Annotated in this window: 16 protein-coding genes and 1 tRNA gene; 8 read left to right on the top strand and 9 right to left on the bottom strand. The window is 49.7% G+C overall.

The features are described from left to right. Positions 1-79 precede the first annotated feature (79 nt). Entirely contained in the window at positions 80-1,666 is a 1,587-nt protein-coding gene (gene rtcR / locus ACQY6I_RS24155; protein WP_428244219.1) for an RNA repair transcriptional activator RtcR, read from the bottom strand. Positions 1,667-1,936: 270 nt separating this feature from the next. On the opposite strand from rtcR, the gene ACQY6I_RS24160 reads away from it, so the two are divergent. The 3 genes from ACQY6I_RS24160 (at position 1,937) to ACQY6I_RS24170 (ending at position 4,222) form a co-directional block, all read left to right on the top strand. Continuing rightward, positions 1,937-2,009: transfer RNA gene (locus ACQY6I_RS24160), tRNA-Met, on the top strand. Positions 2,010-2,277: 268 nt separating this feature from the next. Continuing rightward, positions 2,278-3,441: a slipin family protein gene (locus tag ACQY6I_RS24165; RefSeq protein WP_428244220.1), complete on the top strand. Its 1,164-nt coding sequence runs from the start codon at positions 2,278-2,280 to the stop codon at positions 3,439-3,441. 13 nt (positions 3,442-3,454) lie between these two features. Beyond that, positions 3,455-4,222 (top strand): nucleotidyltransferase domain-containing protein, encoded by a 768-nt coding sequence (locus ACQY6I_RS24170; RefSeq protein WP_428244222.1) that lies wholly within the window; start codon positions 3,455-3,457, stop codon positions 4,220-4,222. Positions 4,223-4,250: 28 nt separating this feature from the next. Here the strand turns inward: ACQY6I_RS24170 and ACQY6I_RS24175 are convergent, their stop codons facing one another. Next, positions 4,251-5,690, bottom strand: coding sequence for a PLP-dependent aminotransferase family protein (locus tag ACQY6I_RS24175; protein WP_428244223.1), 1,440 nt, complete (start codon positions 5,688-5,690; stop codon positions 4,251-4,253). A gap of 130 nt (positions 5,691-5,820) precedes the next feature. Here ACQY6I_RS24175 and ACQY6I_RS24180 point away from each other — a divergent pair, with 130 nt between their 5' ends. Together ACQY6I_RS24180 and ACQY6I_RS24185 are read left to right on the top strand one after the other, a co-directional pair. Then, positions 5,821-6,720, top strand: coding sequence for an EamA family transporter (locus tag ACQY6I_RS24180; protein ID WP_428244224.1), 900 nt, complete (start codon positions 5,821-5,823; stop codon positions 6,718-6,720). Between the two features lie 143 nt (positions 6,721-6,863). After that, positions 6,864-8,654, top strand: a complete 1,791-nt coding sequence (locus tag ACQY6I_RS24185; protein ID WP_428244225.1) for a cation:proton antiporter — start codon at positions 6,864-6,866, stop codon at positions 8,652-8,654. 107 nt (positions 8,655-8,761) lie between these two features. On the opposite strand, the gene ACQY6I_RS24190 is transcribed toward ACQY6I_RS24185, so the two are convergent. The 4 genes from ACQY6I_RS24190 to ACQY6I_RS24205 form a co-directional block, all read right to left on the bottom strand. Beyond that, the gene (locus ACQY6I_RS24190; protein ID WP_428244226.1) at positions 8,762-9,301 is read right to left on the bottom strand and encodes an NUDIX hydrolase; all 540 of its coding nucleotides are present in this window, start codon (positions 9,299-9,301) and stop codon (positions 8,762-8,764) included. Positions 9,302-9,361: 60 nt separating this feature from the next. Continuing rightward, a complete protein-coding gene (locus ACQY6I_RS24195) occupies positions 9,362-9,955 on the bottom strand; it encodes a LysE family translocator (RefSeq protein ID WP_428244228.1) in 594 nt (197 codons plus the stop codon). Positions 9,956-9,993: 38 nt separating this feature from the next. Next, the gene (locus ACQY6I_RS24200; RefSeq protein ID WP_428244229.1) at positions 9,994-10,827 is read right to left on the bottom strand and encodes an AraC family ligand binding domain-containing protein; all 834 of its coding nucleotides are present in this window, start codon (positions 10,825-10,827) and stop codon (positions 9,994-9,996) included. A 188-nt stretch (positions 10,828-11,015) separates the two neighbouring features. Continuing rightward, positions 11,016-11,393: a DUF7079 family protein gene (locus ACQY6I_RS24205; protein WP_428244230.1), complete on the bottom strand. Its 378-nt coding sequence runs from the start codon at positions 11,391-11,393 to the stop codon at positions 11,016-11,018. A gap of 299 nt (positions 11,394-11,692) precedes the next feature. Here ACQY6I_RS24205 and ACQY6I_RS24210 point away from each other — a divergent pair, with 299 nt between their 5' ends. After that, complete coding sequence (locus ACQY6I_RS24210) at positions 11,693-12,820, top strand: NAD(P)-dependent oxidoreductase (protein ID WP_428244231.1); 1,128 nt, start codon at positions 11,693-11,695, stop codon at positions 12,818-12,820. Here ACQY6I_RS24210 and ACQY6I_RS24215 read toward each other — a convergent pair. Then, positions 12,783-13,274 (bottom strand): hypothetical protein, encoded by a 492-nt coding sequence (locus ACQY6I_RS24215; RefSeq protein ID WP_428244232.1) that lies wholly within the window; start codon positions 13,272-13,274, stop codon positions 12,783-12,785. The genes ACQY6I_RS24210 and ACQY6I_RS24215 overlap by 38 nt on opposite strands. A 447-nt stretch (positions 13,275-13,721) precedes the next feature. Between ACQY6I_RS24215 and ACQY6I_RS24220 the strand changes: the two genes are divergently transcribed. Together ACQY6I_RS24220 and ACQY6I_RS24225 are read left to right on the top strand one after the other, a co-directional pair. Then, positions 13,722-16,211, top strand: a complete 2,490-nt coding sequence (locus ACQY6I_RS24220) for a pectinesterase family protein (RefSeq protein ID WP_428244233.1) — start codon at positions 13,722-13,724, stop codon at positions 16,209-16,211. An 882-nt stretch (positions 16,212-17,093) separates the two neighbouring features. Further along, positions 17,094-17,579, top strand: a complete 486-nt coding sequence (locus ACQY6I_RS24225) for a hypothetical protein (protein ID WP_428244234.1) — start codon at positions 17,094-17,096, stop codon at positions 17,577-17,579. 58 nt (positions 17,580-17,637) lie between these two features. Here the strand turns inward: ACQY6I_RS24225 and ACQY6I_RS24230 are convergent, their stop codons facing one another. Further along, positions 17,638-17,775: a hypothetical protein gene (locus tag ACQY6I_RS24230; RefSeq protein ID WP_428244236.1), complete on the bottom strand. Its 138-nt coding sequence runs from the start codon at positions 17,773-17,775 to the stop codon at positions 17,638-17,640. Between the two features lie 804 nt (positions 17,776-18,579). Continuing rightward, the coding region (locus ACQY6I_RS24235; RefSeq protein ID WP_428244237.1) for a hypothetical protein at positions 18,580-19,014 on the bottom strand (435 nt) is incomplete at its 5' end.

Here is a 19,014-nt window from a genome sequence, read left to right on the forward strand (position 1 = left end):
GTTAAGGTGTTACCTGAAATAAACCAATGGGACGAACAACAGTATGTAGGGCAATATGTTACACGTCACAGAAATGGTTTCACTGCACCTGTTCAAACTTTAGATCAAACTTGGCCAGATACTGTCGCAATCGGTGCGAATCATTGGCCGAACTTTTCTTTAATCGCGAACGATTGAACAGTTTACGACCCGCCTGGGAAATATTCTGACTGTCTCGACACACTGCCACCACATGACGGAGTTGCTGCTGGTCGAACAGATCCATATCAGCCAGTTGTTCCGGCTCCAGGATTTCTTCCAGGGTCGGTAACGAGTCATTCAGATTTGCCGGACGCCAACAAGTCAGTAAACGCTCACACTCCTGCTGGACCAACACCTCATTGATACGCCCACCATCTGAAAGGATACTCATACGCTGAATGCAGGCATTGAGATCACGAAAGTTGCCAGACCACACGGCTTCTGGACTGTCGGCAAATTCGAGAAAGCGTTGCCGCGCAGCCTTATTGAAGCTGACCTTGTAGCCCAATTGACGCTCAGCCTGTTGCAGTTCGTAATCCAGATTGGGCTCGATATCTTCACGCCGGTGTCGCAGACCGGGCAACTCGTAACTCCAGAGATTGATTCGCGCCAGCAGGTCCTCTCGAAAGCGGCCTTCCGTCACCTGCTGCTGAAGATCTCGGTTGGTTCCGGCAATCAACTGAAAATCGCTGCAAACAGGGTTATCCGCGCCCACCGGATAAAAAGTCTTTTCTTCAATTGCGTGCAGTAGCATGGCCTGTTCATCCAACCCCAGCTCACCAATTTCATCCAGAAACAACAATCCCTGATCGGCCTTATTCAATAAGCCTTTGCGGGCATTTTGAGCGCCGGTAAACGCCCCTTTCTTATGGCCAAACAACGCCGACATGGCACTGTCACCGCGCAACGTGGCACAGTTCACCGCCACCAGCTCCCCCTGAATGGAACCGCGCATTTTCTTGAGCTCATAAATCCGGCCGGCCAGCTGTGATTTACCCGCCCCTGTTGGCCCGGTAATCAGAATCGGCGCAACCGAGCGGATTGCCACTTGTTCGATTTGCTGAATCATGGCGTTGAACTGACGATTGCGGGTGGCAATGCCGGATTTCAGGAACTCGGTGCCTTCCAGTTGACGACGTTTGAAACGGGAGCTGATGGCATCGTATTTGGATAAATCCAGATCGATCAGGTGGCACTGACCTGACACTCCGTAATCGCCACGCCCAGGCGAGGTTTGCAGTAATACGGCCGGTACATAGTTTGCCTCGCATAACAAGAACCAGCAGATCTGCGCCACATGGGTTCCAGTGGTGATGTGCAGCAGATAGCGTTCCTCATCCGGCTTGAACGGATAATGCTCCACGAAGTCCAGCAACGTGCTATAGACCTGCTCAAAATCCCACGGATTCTCAAACGGCAGCTGATGCAACTGCACTTCGGTGTTGGGCGACACAGTCTCCACATCCGCTCCGACATTATTAGCCAGCCGTACGTCACGCGAATCGTGAATCAGCTCCAGACGATCAACCAGCAGATCCTCTTGCATGAAGATGCCCACGGTCGGTCGCCATTTATTCCAACGCTTAACACCTTTACCCCGGGCATCCAGTACCGTACCCAGCAAACCAATCACAACTGTTTTCATATGATCTATTTCGATAAATAACGATGAATTTCGATCAGTATTCCTAAAGACTGGATCGGGGTCAATGCTGTATATTCATGCAAAAACCCATAAAAATCGTTTAAAAACAATAACTTATAATTTTTTTAGATAAATCAAAAAAAGCTGGCACAGAGCTTGGAATAACACGATTGAATGTGATCACTGGCAGCGGCGCGGGTTCAATACACCCGCCTGGCATTCCTCTCTCTGAGAGCGGATGTACCGACAGGATCGGACAATACATTCATACGTTTGATAGCTCATACGGTAGAGCAGTTGACTCATAATCAATTGGTAGCGGGTTCGAATCCCGTTCAAACACCAAGGTAAAGCCCTTCCAGGCTTAGGGTTCAAATCCCTCTCTAATATAAACCGGGCGCAAGCCCAAAGTGGTGTGCCGCGTTTATCAGATCTATGGTCGATAAACCCGGGCATGCCCGGACCCGGGAGCTGAAATGTCAGGGGCGCTGGCTGACGCCGGTGGGGGCCAGGGATGGTCGCAGATTCAGGTGCAATCACCACCCGCCTCAGACAGTCAACCGGCATTCCCTCCCGGCATCTGATCAATATTGATCAAAGAAGGAGTCGTTATGAAATTTTGGATCACCATCAGCGTGGCTGATGACGAAAGAGTTTTACTGTATCGGGACCGTCAGCTGGTCCGGGTACTTCACAGCGGGCGCTATCGGCTGTTTGACCCAGGCCAGCGCTACAGCACAGAAACCCTGTCGCTGCGCGAAGCCGGGGTTAAGCATGGCAACCTTGAGGTACTGCTGACCCTGGATATCTTCCGCGCAGAAGTACAGGTAGAAACCATCGGCCAGGAAGAGGTCGGTATCGTGCGTTTGGACGGACAGATAAAAGCGATCCTGGAGCCGGGATCACAGTTTGTACGCTGGAACAGCAATCAGAACCTGACGCTGGAATGTATCGATATTTCCAGCCATTACCGTATTGCCCCAGCCTTGCTGGCACAACTGGAGCGCGCAGGCGTGAACGGCATCGGCAACCGTAAGGCCTGGATGCAGTTGACCGTGCCGGAGCAGACACTGGGCCAACTGTTTGTGGATGGTCGTCTGGCCGAAACCCTGCCCAGCGGGCGCTATGGTTTCTGGCTGTACAACCGTGAGCTCAACACTCAGGTCAGCGACCTGAAGTGGCAGTCGGTGGAAATCAGCGGTCAGGAAATTCTGACCAGGGACCGGGTTAGCCTGCGTTTGAATCTGAATGCGGTCTACCGCTTCAGTGATGTGGTGAAGTTACTGTCGCAGGTGAAAAGCCCGGGTGACTATATCTATCGGCGTCTACAACTGGCACTGCGGGAGGCGGTTGGCACCCGCACCCTGGATGAGCTGCTGGCAGATAAAAATGCCATCGCCAAAACCATTACCAAGTCTGTCGGCGAACATTTGTCTGAGATGGGCTTCGAGCTCGAGCAAGTGGGTGTCAAAGACATCATTCTGCCCGGCGATATGAAAGATATCCTGAATCAGGTGGTGCAGGCACAGAAAACCGCCGAAGCCAACCTGATCCGCCGGCGCGAGGAGACTGCCGCGACCCGTTCGCTGCACAACACAGCCAAAATGATCGAAGGCAATCCAGTGTTATTACGCCTGAAAGAACTGGAGGCGCTGGAGAAAGTAGCAGACCGGATTGGTCACCTGACCGTATACGGTGGACTCGAAGGAGTCATGAATGGACTGGTATCACTGACCGGCGCGGTGAAATCCTCCAACGGTCAAACAACCTCGTAACAGGAGAGAGGCAATGGAAGATAAAATCCTTGCAACTTTGGAACGGATCGAATGGGAGTACGGCGTGGATATTCTCTACGCCTGCGAATCCGGTAGTCGCGCCTGGGGCTTTGTCTCACCGAACAGCGACTACGATGTCCGGTTTATTTATATCCATCCGCTGGAGCACTATCTCTCGGTGGGCAGGCAACGGGATGTGATCGAAGAACCGATTATCGATGATCTTGATGTCAATGGCTGGGATCTGCGCAAGGCCCTCGGGCTGATGCGCGGCAGTAATCCCAGTCTGCTGGAGTGGCTGCACTCACCAGTGGTGTACCGCTGTCATGAATGGTTCGAATATGAGATGCGGGCACTGGCGTTGCAGAGCCTGGACCGCCGGGCCCTGTTTCACCACTATCGCTCAATGGCCGGCAATGACTGGCGAAAGGTGCTCAAAGCAGACCGGGAAGTGCCCCTGAAGCGCTACTTTTATATGCTGCGCACTGCACTGTGCGCGCTTTGGGTGATGGACCCTGACAAACCGGCGATGCCACCGGTGGCTTTCGCAGAGTTACTGGCACAAGCAGACATGGATGCGACTGTTCGGACCACCATCGGGGAGCTACAGACACTCAAGGCCAGCCTGGCTGAAAAGTGCTCAATCCCGCGGGTAGCAGTGCTGGAGGACTTTCTCGCCGATGCGTTTGCCCGCATGGATGCAGCCAGTCCGGAGAAAAGACCACCGATGCCATTGGCACCGTTCGATCAATTGCTGATCAACACCTTAAGGGCGGCCTGACCGCCCATTTTTTCGTCTGCCAAAAACTTCAGACCACGCTCTCCGGCATCGAGACCGATAACTGTTGTGAAATGAGCCGGCATAATTCAGCTAACTGCCAGTAGGTACTACCGGATGCCTGGTCAGCCTGAAGCGGCCAGCCACAATTGATCCGCAAACAATCGTGATACACCGCATGAGTACTGAAACAGGCGCCGCTGCGGACATCGATATTCTGTTGTCGGGCAGTCTGTTCCAACGCCACTGCATCCAGGCCGGCAATCTGAATCCACACTACCAGCCCGCCTTCCGGCGCACTGACATTAGCGTGAGCCGGTAAAAACTGCCGAAGAAACTGACGATACTGATGAATCTGTTGTTGCAGCCGCAGCCGTATTTTATGTAGATGGGTGCGGTATTCGCCCGTCGCTATAAATTCTCCAACACAGGCCTGAGTCAGAGCGTTCACCCCCAGACTGGTTAAGCCATGGCGCTCCAGGTATACCTGTTGATAACGCCCGGGCAGACACCAGCCCAGCCGCAGCCCTGGAGCCAGTGTCTTAGACATGGAACCGCACCAGAGCATATAACCCTGCCGATCCCAATATTTGGCGGGTAAGGCATGGCGCTGCTGATGGCCTAATTCCAGATAAACATCGTCTTCGATGATTGGAATCTGATAGCTGGCCGCCAGCGCTGCCAATGCCTGCTTCTGTGCCACCGGCAAAGTAGTACCGAGAGGATTGATATGGGTGGTACTCAGCAGCGCGGCGGTGATCTCCCCACGGGCCATACAGGCTTCCAGCATCGGTAGATGAATACCGTCCAGGGTCACCGGAATTTCGATGATATTGCGGGACAGTGTCGCCAGCAGATCCAGAAGGCCGCTGAAACAGGGCGAGCAAACGGCCACGGTATCGCCTTTGTCGGTCACACTCTCAATAGCCAGCCGGACCGCTTCCAGACAACCATTGGTGATCACTAGCTCCGATGGCGCAAAGGCAAAATGGTCTTCGCGAAAGTGCCGTGCCAGGGCCGTGCGCAATGACAACTCTCCCTGCAGTTCCGGATAACGCAGCAGGCCCAGGTGGGAACGCCGGGCAACCCTGCGGATGGTTCGCTGCAACGCCTCTCCGGGTTGTAACTCCGGTGCCAGCATGGAGGTACCCAGAGGGTTGAAATGGTCGCTTTGGGGATTGTAACCATTGCCGGGTGCAAACCGCTTCGGATCCCGGCTTTCCATCGGCAGGGTCTCCGGCACCGGAAAATGATCGTTCCCCACCTGACTGGCAACATAATAGCCGGACTGCGGCAGAGCATAGATCCAGCCACTTTGCTGCAGGTAGTCATACGTGCGGGTCGCGGTGGTCATACTCACGTTGTTCTGCCTGGCCATCACCCGCAGAGCCGGTAATCGTGTACCGGCCGGCAAGCGTTGCTGCCGAATGTCATCGATCACCCGGTGCGCCAGTGTTTCATAAAGTGTCATGGGTTGTTTCCGGTGTTCAGATCCGTTGCGAGCGCAGAATTGTACTCTTATTTTTTACAAAAATTGAATCTGCCCCCTAAATACAGGATCGCAGATACTGTGGCTTCGGATCATGAATACTGAGGACACCATGAAAAAACTCGATGTTTTCCTGCTGGTCGCACTGATGGCACTGTGGGGCCTGAATTTCAGTGTGATCAAACTCGGCGTCAACCATGTAGAGCCCCTGCTGCTGACGGCCATGCGGTTTGCCTTTGCCAGCTTTCCCTTGATTCTGTTTATTAAACGACCTGCAGTGCCCTGGCGCTATCTGATGGCATACGGCTTGTCTTTCGGAGTTGGAGTATGGGGATTGACCACGCTGGCAGTCTACGCCGGCACCTCGGCAGGTATGGCGTCTCTACTACTGGATATGAGTGTCATCAGCAGCCTGCTGGTGGGATATGTCTGCCTCAACGAACGCATCACGCAGATGAAACTGATCGGCTCTGCATTTGCGCTTGTAGGGCTGGCCATCATCATTCGCTTCAATGGCGGCGCAATCACGACCAAGGGACTCATACTGGTATTGCTGGCTTCGGTCTGTTGGAGCGTCAACGGATTGATCGTCAAGCGTGCCGGCACCCGGGCCGTTTTCGCGTTTAATATCTGGGCCATGGCATTTGCCCCGGTACCGCTGGTCCTGCTCGCCAGCTGGGTTCACGGCCCCCAGGCGATAGTGAACCTTCCTGGAAAAATCGATGCCCCGGCGCTTTTTTCCGCACTGTTTCAGGCCTATCCAACCACCCTCCTGGGTTACTGGTTCTGGAACAAAATGGTGGTGAAATACGGTGTTTCCAGCGTGGCCCCGATGACGCTGCTGGTACCCGTATTTGGCCTGCTCGGCGGTTATTTGTTCTACCAGGAGCAACTGATATTGCCCCAAGTGTTTGCCGCAGCACTGATTCTGACCGGCCTGATGATAGGTGAACTGCGTGGCTGGCGTCGTCGGCATCCACAGCCAGAGAGACTGCAATCGGCGGTAGATTAACGCGGTAGCGCTCACCGGGTCACATTTTCGTGTCCTTTCCAGGTAATTCGTTGCCATATGAACCACCATGAACTTGTATATAACAATAAGGTCAGGATCATGGCAGTCATACACACAATACGGATCAATGGAAAGGAACAGACATGATTGAGTCGTTAAACCCCTCATTTTTGCTCGCATTGCTGATGCTGGCAGGTTTTTTCTGTCAGTGGCTGGGGTGGCGCTCCGGGCTGCCGGCGATCTTGTTTTTGCTACTCACCGGGATGGTGCTGGGACCATTGACCGGTTGGGTGAATCCCGATGAGCTGTTAGGAGAGTTGTTGTTTCCATTTGTCTCTCTCGGGGTGGCGGTGATCCTGTTTGAAGGTAGTCTGACCCTGAAATTTCATGAAATCTCGGGACTGAAAAACGTCATCCGTAATATGACGACCATCGGTGTATTGCTGACCTGGGGCTTGATGACCGCCGTCACCTGCTGGCTCGCACAGATCCCTCTAGCAGTGGCAGCTCTGTTCGGCGCACTGATGACTGTCACCGGCCCAACTGTAGTGGTGCCGATGCTGCGCAGCATCAACGCCAAAGCCAATATCGCCAATATTCTGCGCTGGGAGGGCATTATCGTGGACCCCATCGGCGCGCTACTGGCTGTGCTGGTGTTTGAAGCCATCGTGACCGGTGATCAGGCCCACAGCCTGATTGCCTTTGCCCGACTCGTGGGAGCCGGGATCGTACTCGGACTGATCGGGGCGTTGATTATGCACCAGGCATTGCTGAAGCAATGGATACCAAACTACCTGGTGAATTTTTTCAGCCTGGCGGTGCTATTGATCGTCTTCACCCTGGCCAATCATCTTGAGGATGAAGCCGGGCTGGTGGCAGTCACCTTGATGGGCATCGTGCTGGCCAATCTTAAGGGCGTAGACATGGAATCGATCCTGGATTTCAAGGAACACCTTTCCGTGTTACTGATTTCCATGATGTTCATTCTGCTGGCAGCCCGCATGGACTTTCAGGCCATCGCCGGGCTGGGGTTCAGTTCCATACTGGTACTGCTAGCCGCACAGCTGCTGGTCAGACCGCTGGCAGTGTGGGTTTCGACCCTGGGCAGTGATCTGCGCTGGACAGAGCGCGCCATGCTGGCCTGGATTGCGCCACGGGGTATCGTCGCGGCGGCCATTGCCTCATTGTTTGCCCTGAAGTTAGCCGAAGCAGGTATTGAAGGCGCGGAGGCACTGCTGCCACTGACATTTGTCATGATCGTTGGCACGGTACTGATTCAGAGTTTCAGCGCCGGCTGGTTGGCGAAAAAACTGGATGTCTCGCTGGCCAATGCTCAGGGAGTTCTGATTCACGGCGCCAACAAGATCTCTCTGGCACTGGCAACCAGCCTGCAAAAGCAGGGCTTTGATGTGATTGTGGCCGATCACGACCGCCGTCATATCAATGAAGCACGGATGCTGGGCCTGCGGACTTATTTCGGTAATGTGCTGAGTGAGCACGCGGATATACATCTGGATCTGATGGGTATGAAAAAGCTGCTGCTGATGAGTCGGCGTGAAGACGGCAACCATCTGATCTTTAACCAGTACAAACATGACTTTCCGGAAAACGGCATCTATGCCCTCAACACTACGGCTCCCTCCAACAACGAAAAAGCTCAGGTCCGCAAACACTTGCGTGGCCGCGTACTGTTTGCTGAAACCTGTACCTGGAGCAAATTATCGAGCTTGTTCAGTCAGGGAGCGGAAATCCGTGTCACGACGATCACGGAGGAGTTCACCTTTGCTCGCTACCGGGAGCATTGGAATGACCGGTTTATTCCGTTGTATGCCATTTCTCCGGATAAAAAACTGAAAATCATGGCGGCCGATTCCGAATTCGACATTAAATCCGGATGGCAGATTGCATCACTGGTCTCAACCGAAATACAGTAATTGTTAGCGATGGTGGGAACTGATGATCGTGAGTGGATGCTGATTTGTAAGCATCCCAAACAGGTGGTTTGAAAAACGATTTTCAGTCCACTGAACAGAATCGCCTCTCAACTCTCACGCAGACTTTTGCGAACCATGCGCAAAACAGATTCTTCATCCGTCAGCTGATGAATCTCTGGCCATGTCAGCCATCGCAGATCGTGGGATTCATCACTCAATACCAGGGCTTCCTGATCGGCTTCAAACCAGAAACGAATATCAAGATGCAGGTGGGCCGGTTCGGTTTTACGGGCTGGAATCTCGTGAATATCGATGTCAAAAATCCCAGGCTGTACCAACTGCAGTCCATTGATCCCGGTTTCTTCGCGGGCTTCTCTGAGGCTGGCTGCCTGAAGGCTGGCGTCGTCTTCAATATGACCACCGGGCTGTACCCAGATGTCCAATTTACCGTGATGTAACAGCACAGCCCGGGTGCGTTCCCGATTGCTGATCCAGGCTGAGGCCGTCAAATGTCCTTCGGCGGTATCTCGTTGATGAAACCGGGGCTGACGCAGCACAAAGTCGCGGATAAACGCTTGATCCTGTTGCTCTTTGTCGCTGTCAGCCTGATAGGCATCAAGCAGGGTAATGATCTCAGTACTATTCATGGCAAAGGGCTCTGGTAAAACTCGAAAACCGGGGGAGGGTATTCGTTCCACAGGCAATAGTCACCCCCACCATTGCTGATAGATCATCTTCACTGCCACATAACACAGCAAAACTGCCATAAGAAGATTGAGATAGCGGAAAAATACCGGTCGGATATAACGGTGCACCTGCGCACCCAGGACGCTGTATCCACCCGGTGCTCCCAGGGCGAATAGCGCCAGCAAAACCGACCAGATCATAATATGAATTCCGGTAATACCTTCTGCCGGAAACTGTACCGTACCGATGGGCAGTGTTGCCATCAACCCTTTTGGATTCAGCAGCTGCATCCACAAACCATCGATATAGCTCAGTGGTTTTTTGGCTACATCCTGATGATTGGCGAGATTAACATTGGCACGCAGCAGTTTCGCCGCCAGATAGATCATGTAAGCACCGCCCAGTAAAGCCAGGTAACGCTGTGCCACTGGGTCCAGCAGCCAAGCACCACCATACCCAAAGATTACAAACATGATCAGCAACGCTGTCGAAACACCGGCGCAGAAACCAATCATTGATCGGATCTGTCCCTGAAGACCGGCATTGAAAGCCAACAGGTTTACCGGCCCAGGGGAATACATGATGCTGAACGCATAGGCGAAAATTTCCAACATGTTGTAACTCTTTAAACGTCAATGGATTAGGGCGGGTATCAGCAAATGCGCAGATTGCGTTGATATCGTCTGGGGGTGGTGCCGTAGACCGGTTTAAAGCGGCGATTGAAGTGACTCAGGTCGGAAAAACCATATTGATAGGCCACATCTTCCACGGAGTTCCCTTGTTCCAGGGCCTTGCGGGCACCATTGATTCGGCGGTTAAGCACATATTGGTAAGGCGTAATTCCGCACTGACTACGAAACAGGCGTAAAAAATGGTACTTGGACATGTTCGCCACCTGACTCATATCTGCCAGCGTCAAACGGCTGTGCAAATGGGCTTCGATATAATCTTTTACTCTTTCCAGCAATCTGTCGGGGCGACTCACCGTCGAACAGGGTTGATAATCACCGCCAAGCTGACACAGGCGTTCGACAATGCGGTAGAGCCCGGCTTCCAGAGTTAACGGCGCCACAGTGGAATCATCCCTGGTCTCCATATTGATAACCTGCTGAAGAATAGCTGTACGCAGGGCTTCATCCCGGAACAGCGTCTGGCCGAAGCGATAGTGGGGTAAGGGTCGTTCCGTGATGCTGTCCAGTAATGGCTGCAGCTGCCTGGGATGCAGGTATATCATGCGGTAGTGCAGGGTCTCGTCAGTTCCGGAATGACCGTCATGAATTTCGTCAGGATTGAAGAGAATGATCGTTCCCGGTTTGCTCGAATAGTAACCGCCGTTATGAAAAAAATCCTGATGACCCGCCAGTGTGACCCCGAGCGAGTATTCCTCATGACTGTGACGTTCATAAGTAAAATCCGCCATCGCTGCCGTCAGTCCTCTGACGTCTGGCAGCAACGGATTTTGACTGAACTGAAATACGTTATCCACCTGCACTACGATCCCCCCTGCCGAATGCCTCTGATTCGAATAGAATGTGTATATCCAGACAGTAGCGCAATCTTGCGGATGATGCTTGGACAAAGTTGCGTAATATGATGAATGCCGGATTAGCGAAACATGGAAGACAATGATCAGGAAAGAAGATATTGGGTACTGCTGATATCTTTTACGGGATATCAGGAGCCAATTGATGTGCGCTGATGCCGCAGAGCCATAATGTCGGTTGCCAACTGTTTCCACCAGCGGTCAACCTGATGTCGTAAAAACCATAACCGACGCCGCCCATGACGCTGTTTATGCACAATCCTCCGGGTCAGCAGTTGGGTGCGAACACCTGCCCAGGCTGGAGTTGGCAGGGTCAACAGATTGATTCGACAGGCGGGAAATACTTCATCGTATAAAATAGATTCCAACTCGCTCAGCGAATATTTTGAATTCGCACAAACCCGAGCAATCTTCACCAACTCTTTTTCTTCGTGAGTGTCCATGAACAACAACTGCATGGCATGCCAGATCGGCTCCCGGTCCGGGATATCGTTTTCAATTGGGGTCATACAATAAGACTGAAAATCCATTGGTATTATTTAACTTTAGGCAGTTTTTGCTGCTGACATGTAAAAACTTGTAAAACATGCAGGATTTCATCTTCTATCATCTACCCTGCTTTGCACAGGGTTTTATCCTGACCGTGTGCGACTCATCACAGAGGAATTTATTCTGCCAGGCATTCACTCAGTCAGTGTTCAGAGTTAATCTTGTCATCCCCTCATGATCATCAATACACGCTGTATCGATCTGCTGTCTGATCATGTTTTCTGCGATGACTTTCAATGCATTACCGAAAGGAACAAATATGAATTTTACCCAAGAGCTTAACTGGATCCGCCGTCATATGCCCAGAACCGCCCGCATGGTTTCACAACTGGGAGACTGCCGCGGCAAAAAGGTGACCATCTGTACACACCTGGATATCAAGATGGTACCTCTGTACGAAGGCTTTCTGAAACAGGGAGGTGAGTTGTTTGTAACGACTTGTAACCCTACAACTGTCCGTGACGAAGTGGTCTCATATTTGTCCAGCCTTGGTGCCAAAACTCATGCCTGGTTAAACATGAGCCAGGCCGATTGGGAACAATCATTGCAGCAGGCCTTGGACTGGCAACCGGACTACGTATGTGAGTTTGGTGCGGAAATCATGTCTCGGTTGCAACAGCGGCCTGGTCAGACGATGAAGGCCGGACTGGAAGGCACCGGTTCTGGGGTTTCCAGACTCAAGCAGGCCAACATGACCTTTCCTGTGTTTAATTGGGATGACTTGGATGCCAAAGAGGGTCTGCACAATCGTCACATGGTGGGCCTGACAGCCTGGCAGGCTTTTTTTGAACGCACACGCATGACACTACATGAAAAAAACGTTGTCGTGATCGGCTATGGACTGGTGGGGCAGGGTGTGGCTTTCTCAGCCAGAGCCTATGGCGGCGCTGTCACAGTAGCAGAGCGCGATCCGGCACGTCGCCTGATGGCCCAATATGATGGCTGGCATGTGAGTGAGCTGGATGACGCCATTGCTCAGGCAGATGTGGTCGTGACTGCCACCGGCGCCCGTAATGTCATCACCGCCCGGCATTTGCGAGCGCTGAAAAGTGGTGCCTTTGTGATGAACGTCGGTCATGTCAGTGATGAAATTGATACCAGCGAACTGGATCTCACACAGGGCGAGGAAGTTCTGCCACATATTTATGAATACCAACAAGGAAACAAGCACTTCTTCCTGTTGGCCAACGGTGCCATGTTCAATCTGACTGCCAGTTTTGGTGACAGTGTGAACGCCTTTGACGTTACCCTGGCCATCATGGCATCCGGACTGGCACATATTATGGGAGAAGGTGCCAACGCCGACCCCGGCTTTTATCTGTTACCAGACGCTGTTTGGAAACCCGCTGTTAGTGCAATAACACTCGACACCCCGGCATCACAATAAATTCTTCCAGTTGTTCCAGAACCCCGGCAATTCGTTGGTCGCGGTTCTTTACCAATAATAGTTTCATTCGCTGAAAGGAGACCTTTACGGCCTCCTCCAGTGTCTGTGAATCAGCCTTTAGCTGCGATCCCAACAACACCTCACAGTGCTGCAGCAATAAACGCAGATACTCGCTGACCAAAGACCAGTGACCCAGTACTGACAGACAGATCACCAAATGATGACAAGAGTACAACAGGTTATTGATCATTTCGGCAGATCCGACCACCTCATGTTCATGTTGAAGAGCCAGTGCGGAAATTTCATAGGCAGCCCCCAGTTTACGACAAGCCAGCTCCCAACTTTGTGCTTCCATGGCCATCAGTCCGGCCAATTTCAAATGTTCGAACTGCTGGTAGGCCTGAAGCGGATCCTGTGCAACCAGTAGTTGATGACGAGTACAGATGAATCGCATAACGTGTCTCATTCTTTAAATGATAATGATTATCATTTATAAACAAATGAACCGTATAACACAAGGGGGGATTTCACAGACAACTGAGCTGAATCACTAACAGCTCAACCTTAAAAAGGAATCACCTGAAGCAGAGCTGACTTGCACCAATACCACTGATAGGAAATTTCTGTTAAAAAGTAATCGATTCATACAGCTCTGAACCTGACAGTTAATACAACGTTATATACGGGATCATTCCATACACGATTTGCACTGTGTGAACGTATGTAAAGCAAAGACTGTGATCCGGACTTCATTTTGGCAATTGATATCGGCCAAAAATGATTCGTATCAGCAAAAAGGCAACATTAAAAAAGCATTCAAAGTTAAGATATACCTGCATGATCTCAAGATGAGATCAGTAATCCAGTTTCCAAAAACAACTCCAAGCAGGATTATCGAAACATGAATCCAAAAACCCTAAAAGCCGTTCTAACAGCCGGACTTTTGCTGGCTGTAAACGGTACGACAGCAACAACCGCATATGCAGCTTCTGACATGACTGATACCTCAGAAAAACAGGCTCACTCCAATTTCGACAGCCCAGCCGGTGTCTGGCAATGCCCGGATTCCGGCTTATACTTCTGTGACGATTTCGCCTCCGGCAATGCCAATAACTGGGACCTTCTGCCGAAAACCGAAAACAATATGACACCCGATGGTAGTTTTGACCTCGTCAATGATGCGGGCAACAATGTCCTGCGTTATACCGCCGACAAATCCGGCGGTGTCATTGCCCTGGTTAAACCATCAACCCTGTCTGCGTTGACAACGGCAGACTATTACGTCGAAGCGAAAATCAGACCACGTTACAACTCGACAGCCGCCAACAAACAGCTGTATCTGCTTGGTCGCTATCAGGATGGTAACAACTGGTATGCCGGAGCAATGAACATTCAAAATTCCGTCGGCAGCACCCAAGTGGAAATTGCCAAAATGGTCAACGGCCAACTGACGCGTATGCAGCAAGTCAAAACACCCATTGAACAGGGCACAAAAGATGCCCTGGACGGCCAATGGTACTACCTGCGTCTGGTACTGAAAGGCGACACGCTGACGGTTTATCTCGATGGCGATCAGATTGCCTCCACTACTGATGCTAGTTTCACAAATACTGGCATCATCGGCCTGTGGACATCCAATAAATCATTCGAAATCGATGATGTCCGAGTCGGTAATGCCGACGACCTTCCAGCATCTATCGTGTTGTCTCCCGGAGACACGGAATACAGTGCAGAAGTTGGAGATAGTCCCAAAGTTGTTGAAGTCACAACTCGCACAGAAACCGGAGAAAATGATACCTTCACCGTTACCTCTAGCGATTCAAATGTGATTGCTGTCAGCACCTCTGGCAACCAGGTTACTCTGACACCGGTGGGGTCGGGGACCGCAACCATCACATTTATCAGCGGCTCAAATCTGGCCCGGAAAATCAACGCCACTATCGCACCACAATTTGAAATGCCGACCGCGGTTTATGATTTCTGCAACGAGCTTACACCCGCATCAGGCGAATTCGATACCTATGAAGATAGCCAACTAAAAATCAGGTTTGACTCCGACGTAACATTGGGAGAAGGATCCATTCGCATTTTCAGATCCAGCGATGACGTTATGGTGGACAAAATCAGCCTGATCAATGAATCAGACAACATTGGCTATAACCCGGTACGTAACATTAGAACCAATCCGATCAGAATCAATGGTAACACTGTCCGTATCACCCCACATGCCAATACTCTGGAACGCGGTGTCAGCTACTATATCGCCATAGCCAAAGAAGCATTCACGGGTGCAACATTAGCTGGACAGCCATTTGAGGGCATTGGAAAAAACAGTGGCTGGACCTTTACCACCCGAATCAATGGACCGGATATCAATAAAACCACTCTAGTGGTGGATGACAATGGTCACCATGCCGACTTCCGGTCAATACAAGGCGCACTCAATTTTGTTATGCAAAACGTGGCTACAGACACGCCGGCTACTGTGTACATCAAAAGTGGCATATATGAAGAACCCCTGTACCTTTACGGTAAAAATAACATTACCCTGAAAGGCGAAAGTCGGCATAAAACCATCATTCGTTACACCATCAATGAGAGCATGAACTCCGGCACAGTAGGTCGACCATTATTCCTGATAGAACAAGCAGATATGGTCAGGCTGGACAATCTGACACTGAAAAACACCACACTGATCGGAGAAGGGCATCAGGCTGAAACACTCTTCTTTAACAGCCCGGATGGACGGCTGATTGCCACCAACGCAGACTTTATCAGCGAACAGGACACTCTAAACCTAAAAGGCTGGACCTGGTTCTACAACACACTGGTTGCGGGAAACGTCGATTTCATCTGGGGCTACAGCAAAGTATCCCTGTTCGAAAACAGCGAGATACGCACTTTAGGAGACTCACGGGGTAATGGCAGTGGGGGATACGTCCTTCAGGCCCGGGTACAAAACGAAACAGACAAAGGCTTCGTCTTCCTCAATTCAAAAATAACCCGCGGCGACGGTCCAAATGGCGACCCGGTCCTGGACAACACCACCTATCTGGCCAGGAGCGGTGGTTGCAGCGGCTGTTACGACAATATCGTGTTCATCAACACATACATGGACAACCATATCAAACCGATCGGTTGGTTAAATGATCCATTGCCCACACCCGAAACAGCCAATGCAAATGCAGGTTGGAGGGAGTACAACACCATGGACCTTAACGGCCAGAAACAAGACCTTTCAGAAAGACTCAAAACCCTATCCTATGAAATGAATGAAGCAGAAGTTCTAAATGGCTATAGCACCAGAGAACAGATATTTTCCGCTTATGACAATGGAACAGGTTGGGATCCTATGGATGACATAGACAATTATTGTCCAAACTCTAAATAAACAGATTAAGGAATTAAGAGCATGTCATGCAAGGATGCATGACTTAATCTCTCCATCCTCTATTACCAATATTGTCAAATTCCCTGCCACTGGAAACACATTTTCATAACGGCCATCGAAACGCTTACAAGCTAAAAACCAAATCGAATTACTAAAAATTCGATAAGGCAAAAATATTACTTGAAATGAAGCTCTCAAATGATCCCTCTTTGGACGCCTAATAATTTATTGGACGGCAAAAACCAAATTTTATAAATCCGGGTCACCGTCTGGCTTCTTTCGAGTTGTATCGTCTATTGCAACGGTTGATTTAATATCGCTCAATTATTGTGACGTTATACACAAAAATACGGATAAAAGCCGTATTAGTTATAAAATTGGAGTTGAATGTTTATTCGTTTAGTCAGACCATGTCCAGATGCGATTAGGGGAGAGTTCATATTTCAATTATTGGTATCTTTTCAAGTCGTTTGGGTATGTTGACGATATAAGAATATATTAATGTTTGATTATTCTAATGAGTTCACAGGTAACTATAAGGGAATTTTTTACCTTATTCAGTTCATTATTTTTCATCATGGAACAGATTGGTTGGTCATTTAATGTTACATCTGTGTGATGGCCAAATTACTTCAAATTTTTAAACCCTTACCTCTTCTAGACCAATAGGAATTCAAAACAAATTAACGTAAAAAATCATGTGATTTAATAAAAAACACGATCTATTACTTGTAATAAAATGTTACATAAAGATAATTTTTATGGGAGGAGGTTGAAGCAAATTCGGTTTAACTTGACACAAAATAATCGTGTAATTAAATAATTATAATTGTAAAAACATTTGAAAACAGAAACTGATTCAATCAACTGAAGGAGTCATAAATGAAAATACTTTTAATGGGGTGTTTGCTAATGATAGGTTGCACGGCGTATGCAGAAGGGTTAACCACATCAAATGATGGAAAAACGTTAACCGTAAATTTTGGTGAGCCAACATATAAGCAAGTGCTTCACTACCGGAAAATGTACAGTGAAAAACCGTTTCCCGATGCAGAGATTTATTACTATAACAACGGGACGTATAAGATCATTTCTCAAGGCGAAAACCATTACGGTGTTTATGTCATGCAAGGGGATTTCAGCGATGAAACCTATACGGTGAGATTTATATCTTTGCCCTCTCCAGACTGGGGGAATAAAACCGCATATCATCAGTTGACTTTCATTCGGGGCGATAATGCCAAAAGCATATTTATCCAGAATGCCATTGTCGATACCGGGGAAGCAATCGCACAGCAAAATGGCACTTACACGTTGGAAAAAAATACGGTATCCAATCCAATCAGTACCGATTGGAAAAACAAATAAATCTGACCTCCTGAATTACTAACTTTAGGTCGGGCACGGCAATAGGTTTGGACTCGGCCTAGAGCCTTATGCGGCGCAGGCTGAAGTATTTAAGATCGATGCCTCGATGAGTACAGAATTCCGCTTGGGTTAGACCGTTGTTTTCAAATTCCCGGATCACTGTCAGCCACTGGGTTTTGGTGCGACGTTTATTCATAAGACCTCCCAACGGTGAAAGTTCAGAGGTTATTCGTGAAATCAGATCATGGGTAGTGGGCGGTTGGATTGGCGCTTACGTTGTAACCATTGATTTGGATCGGACTAACCAACGCCTCCAGATCCGTTCTAATGACACCACGCTTGTCATGTTGTAAACATCGCTCCAGATACCTCATCATCCAACCGAATCTGAGAGCCATGCAACGCCACATGATAATGATTGCATACACACAGACATCGATGACTTAAATATAAGGCACGATATCAGTCACTGTTTGCGGTGATCGTAGCTATCACCAATTTCGGCATCCACGCCACACAAATACGTCACCTTCATCCTTGTCTGCGTATATCAATTGATACACCCTCTCATGATGCAGGTCGGTCCCTTTATGCCTTTTCAAATAATCAACAGCCTGTTGCGGGCTGAGGTCTTGTCTGATCAGCGTCGCAATCCAACCGGTTACTTCTGCCGTCAACTTAATACGATTATGAGCATTTATTCGCCTGTACTCACAAAACACCTGAGCTTGTTTAGGTCTATAGCCACGAAGTCCATTGTCACGGTTCAGCTCTCGGGATATCGTTGACGGACTACGCTAAAGCGTTTTCGGCTATCTGCTTTTTGGTTCAAACCTTCTTTCAATAGAGAGTAAATCTGGTATCGTTCGTTTTCAGTCAGCTGATGGTAGTTCAAGGTGCTTTATCTCTTGGTCGGGAGAAGCGCAGACTCTATCAGCTGGCTTCTCTATTACCAATTGCATTTATTATCTGAAACCGCGTGGCATTAAGTTTTAGCTTTCTAAATAACTTTAAGATAGTGCTCTGAAGATATTTTTTGTCCTTTACTCCATCGCCGCTTAAATCGATCCGCATACTGCAGCAATGAAACCCGTGAACCGGCGCAATCCCCATAAGACCGGCCATAACTTTGAACATGTTTTAGCCATTGATTTGGATCGATACCCAGCCGACTGATCAGTTTTTCAGTGTCAGGATTGATGACACCCCGTTTGTCCTGTCGCAGACATCGCCCGGTGGTATCGATCAAATCGAAATAATCTTCTCGGGTAAACGGAAGAGCTGTGTGAATGGAATCCTGCTGACGGCCACTGAAGGGCATCAGTGGAGGTTCGGGAAGGTGATCTAATTTTAAATCCTTCTTGAGCGCACGTTGTTTATGGATGCGTTTGGATAATTGCTGCTCGGTTTTGGATTGGGTGGTTTTGTATTTGGC

It is taken from the genome of Gynuella sp., assembly GCF_050297175.1.
Classification (GTDB): domain Bacteria; phylum Pseudomonadota; class Gammaproteobacteria; order Pseudomonadales; family Natronospirillaceae; genus Gynuella.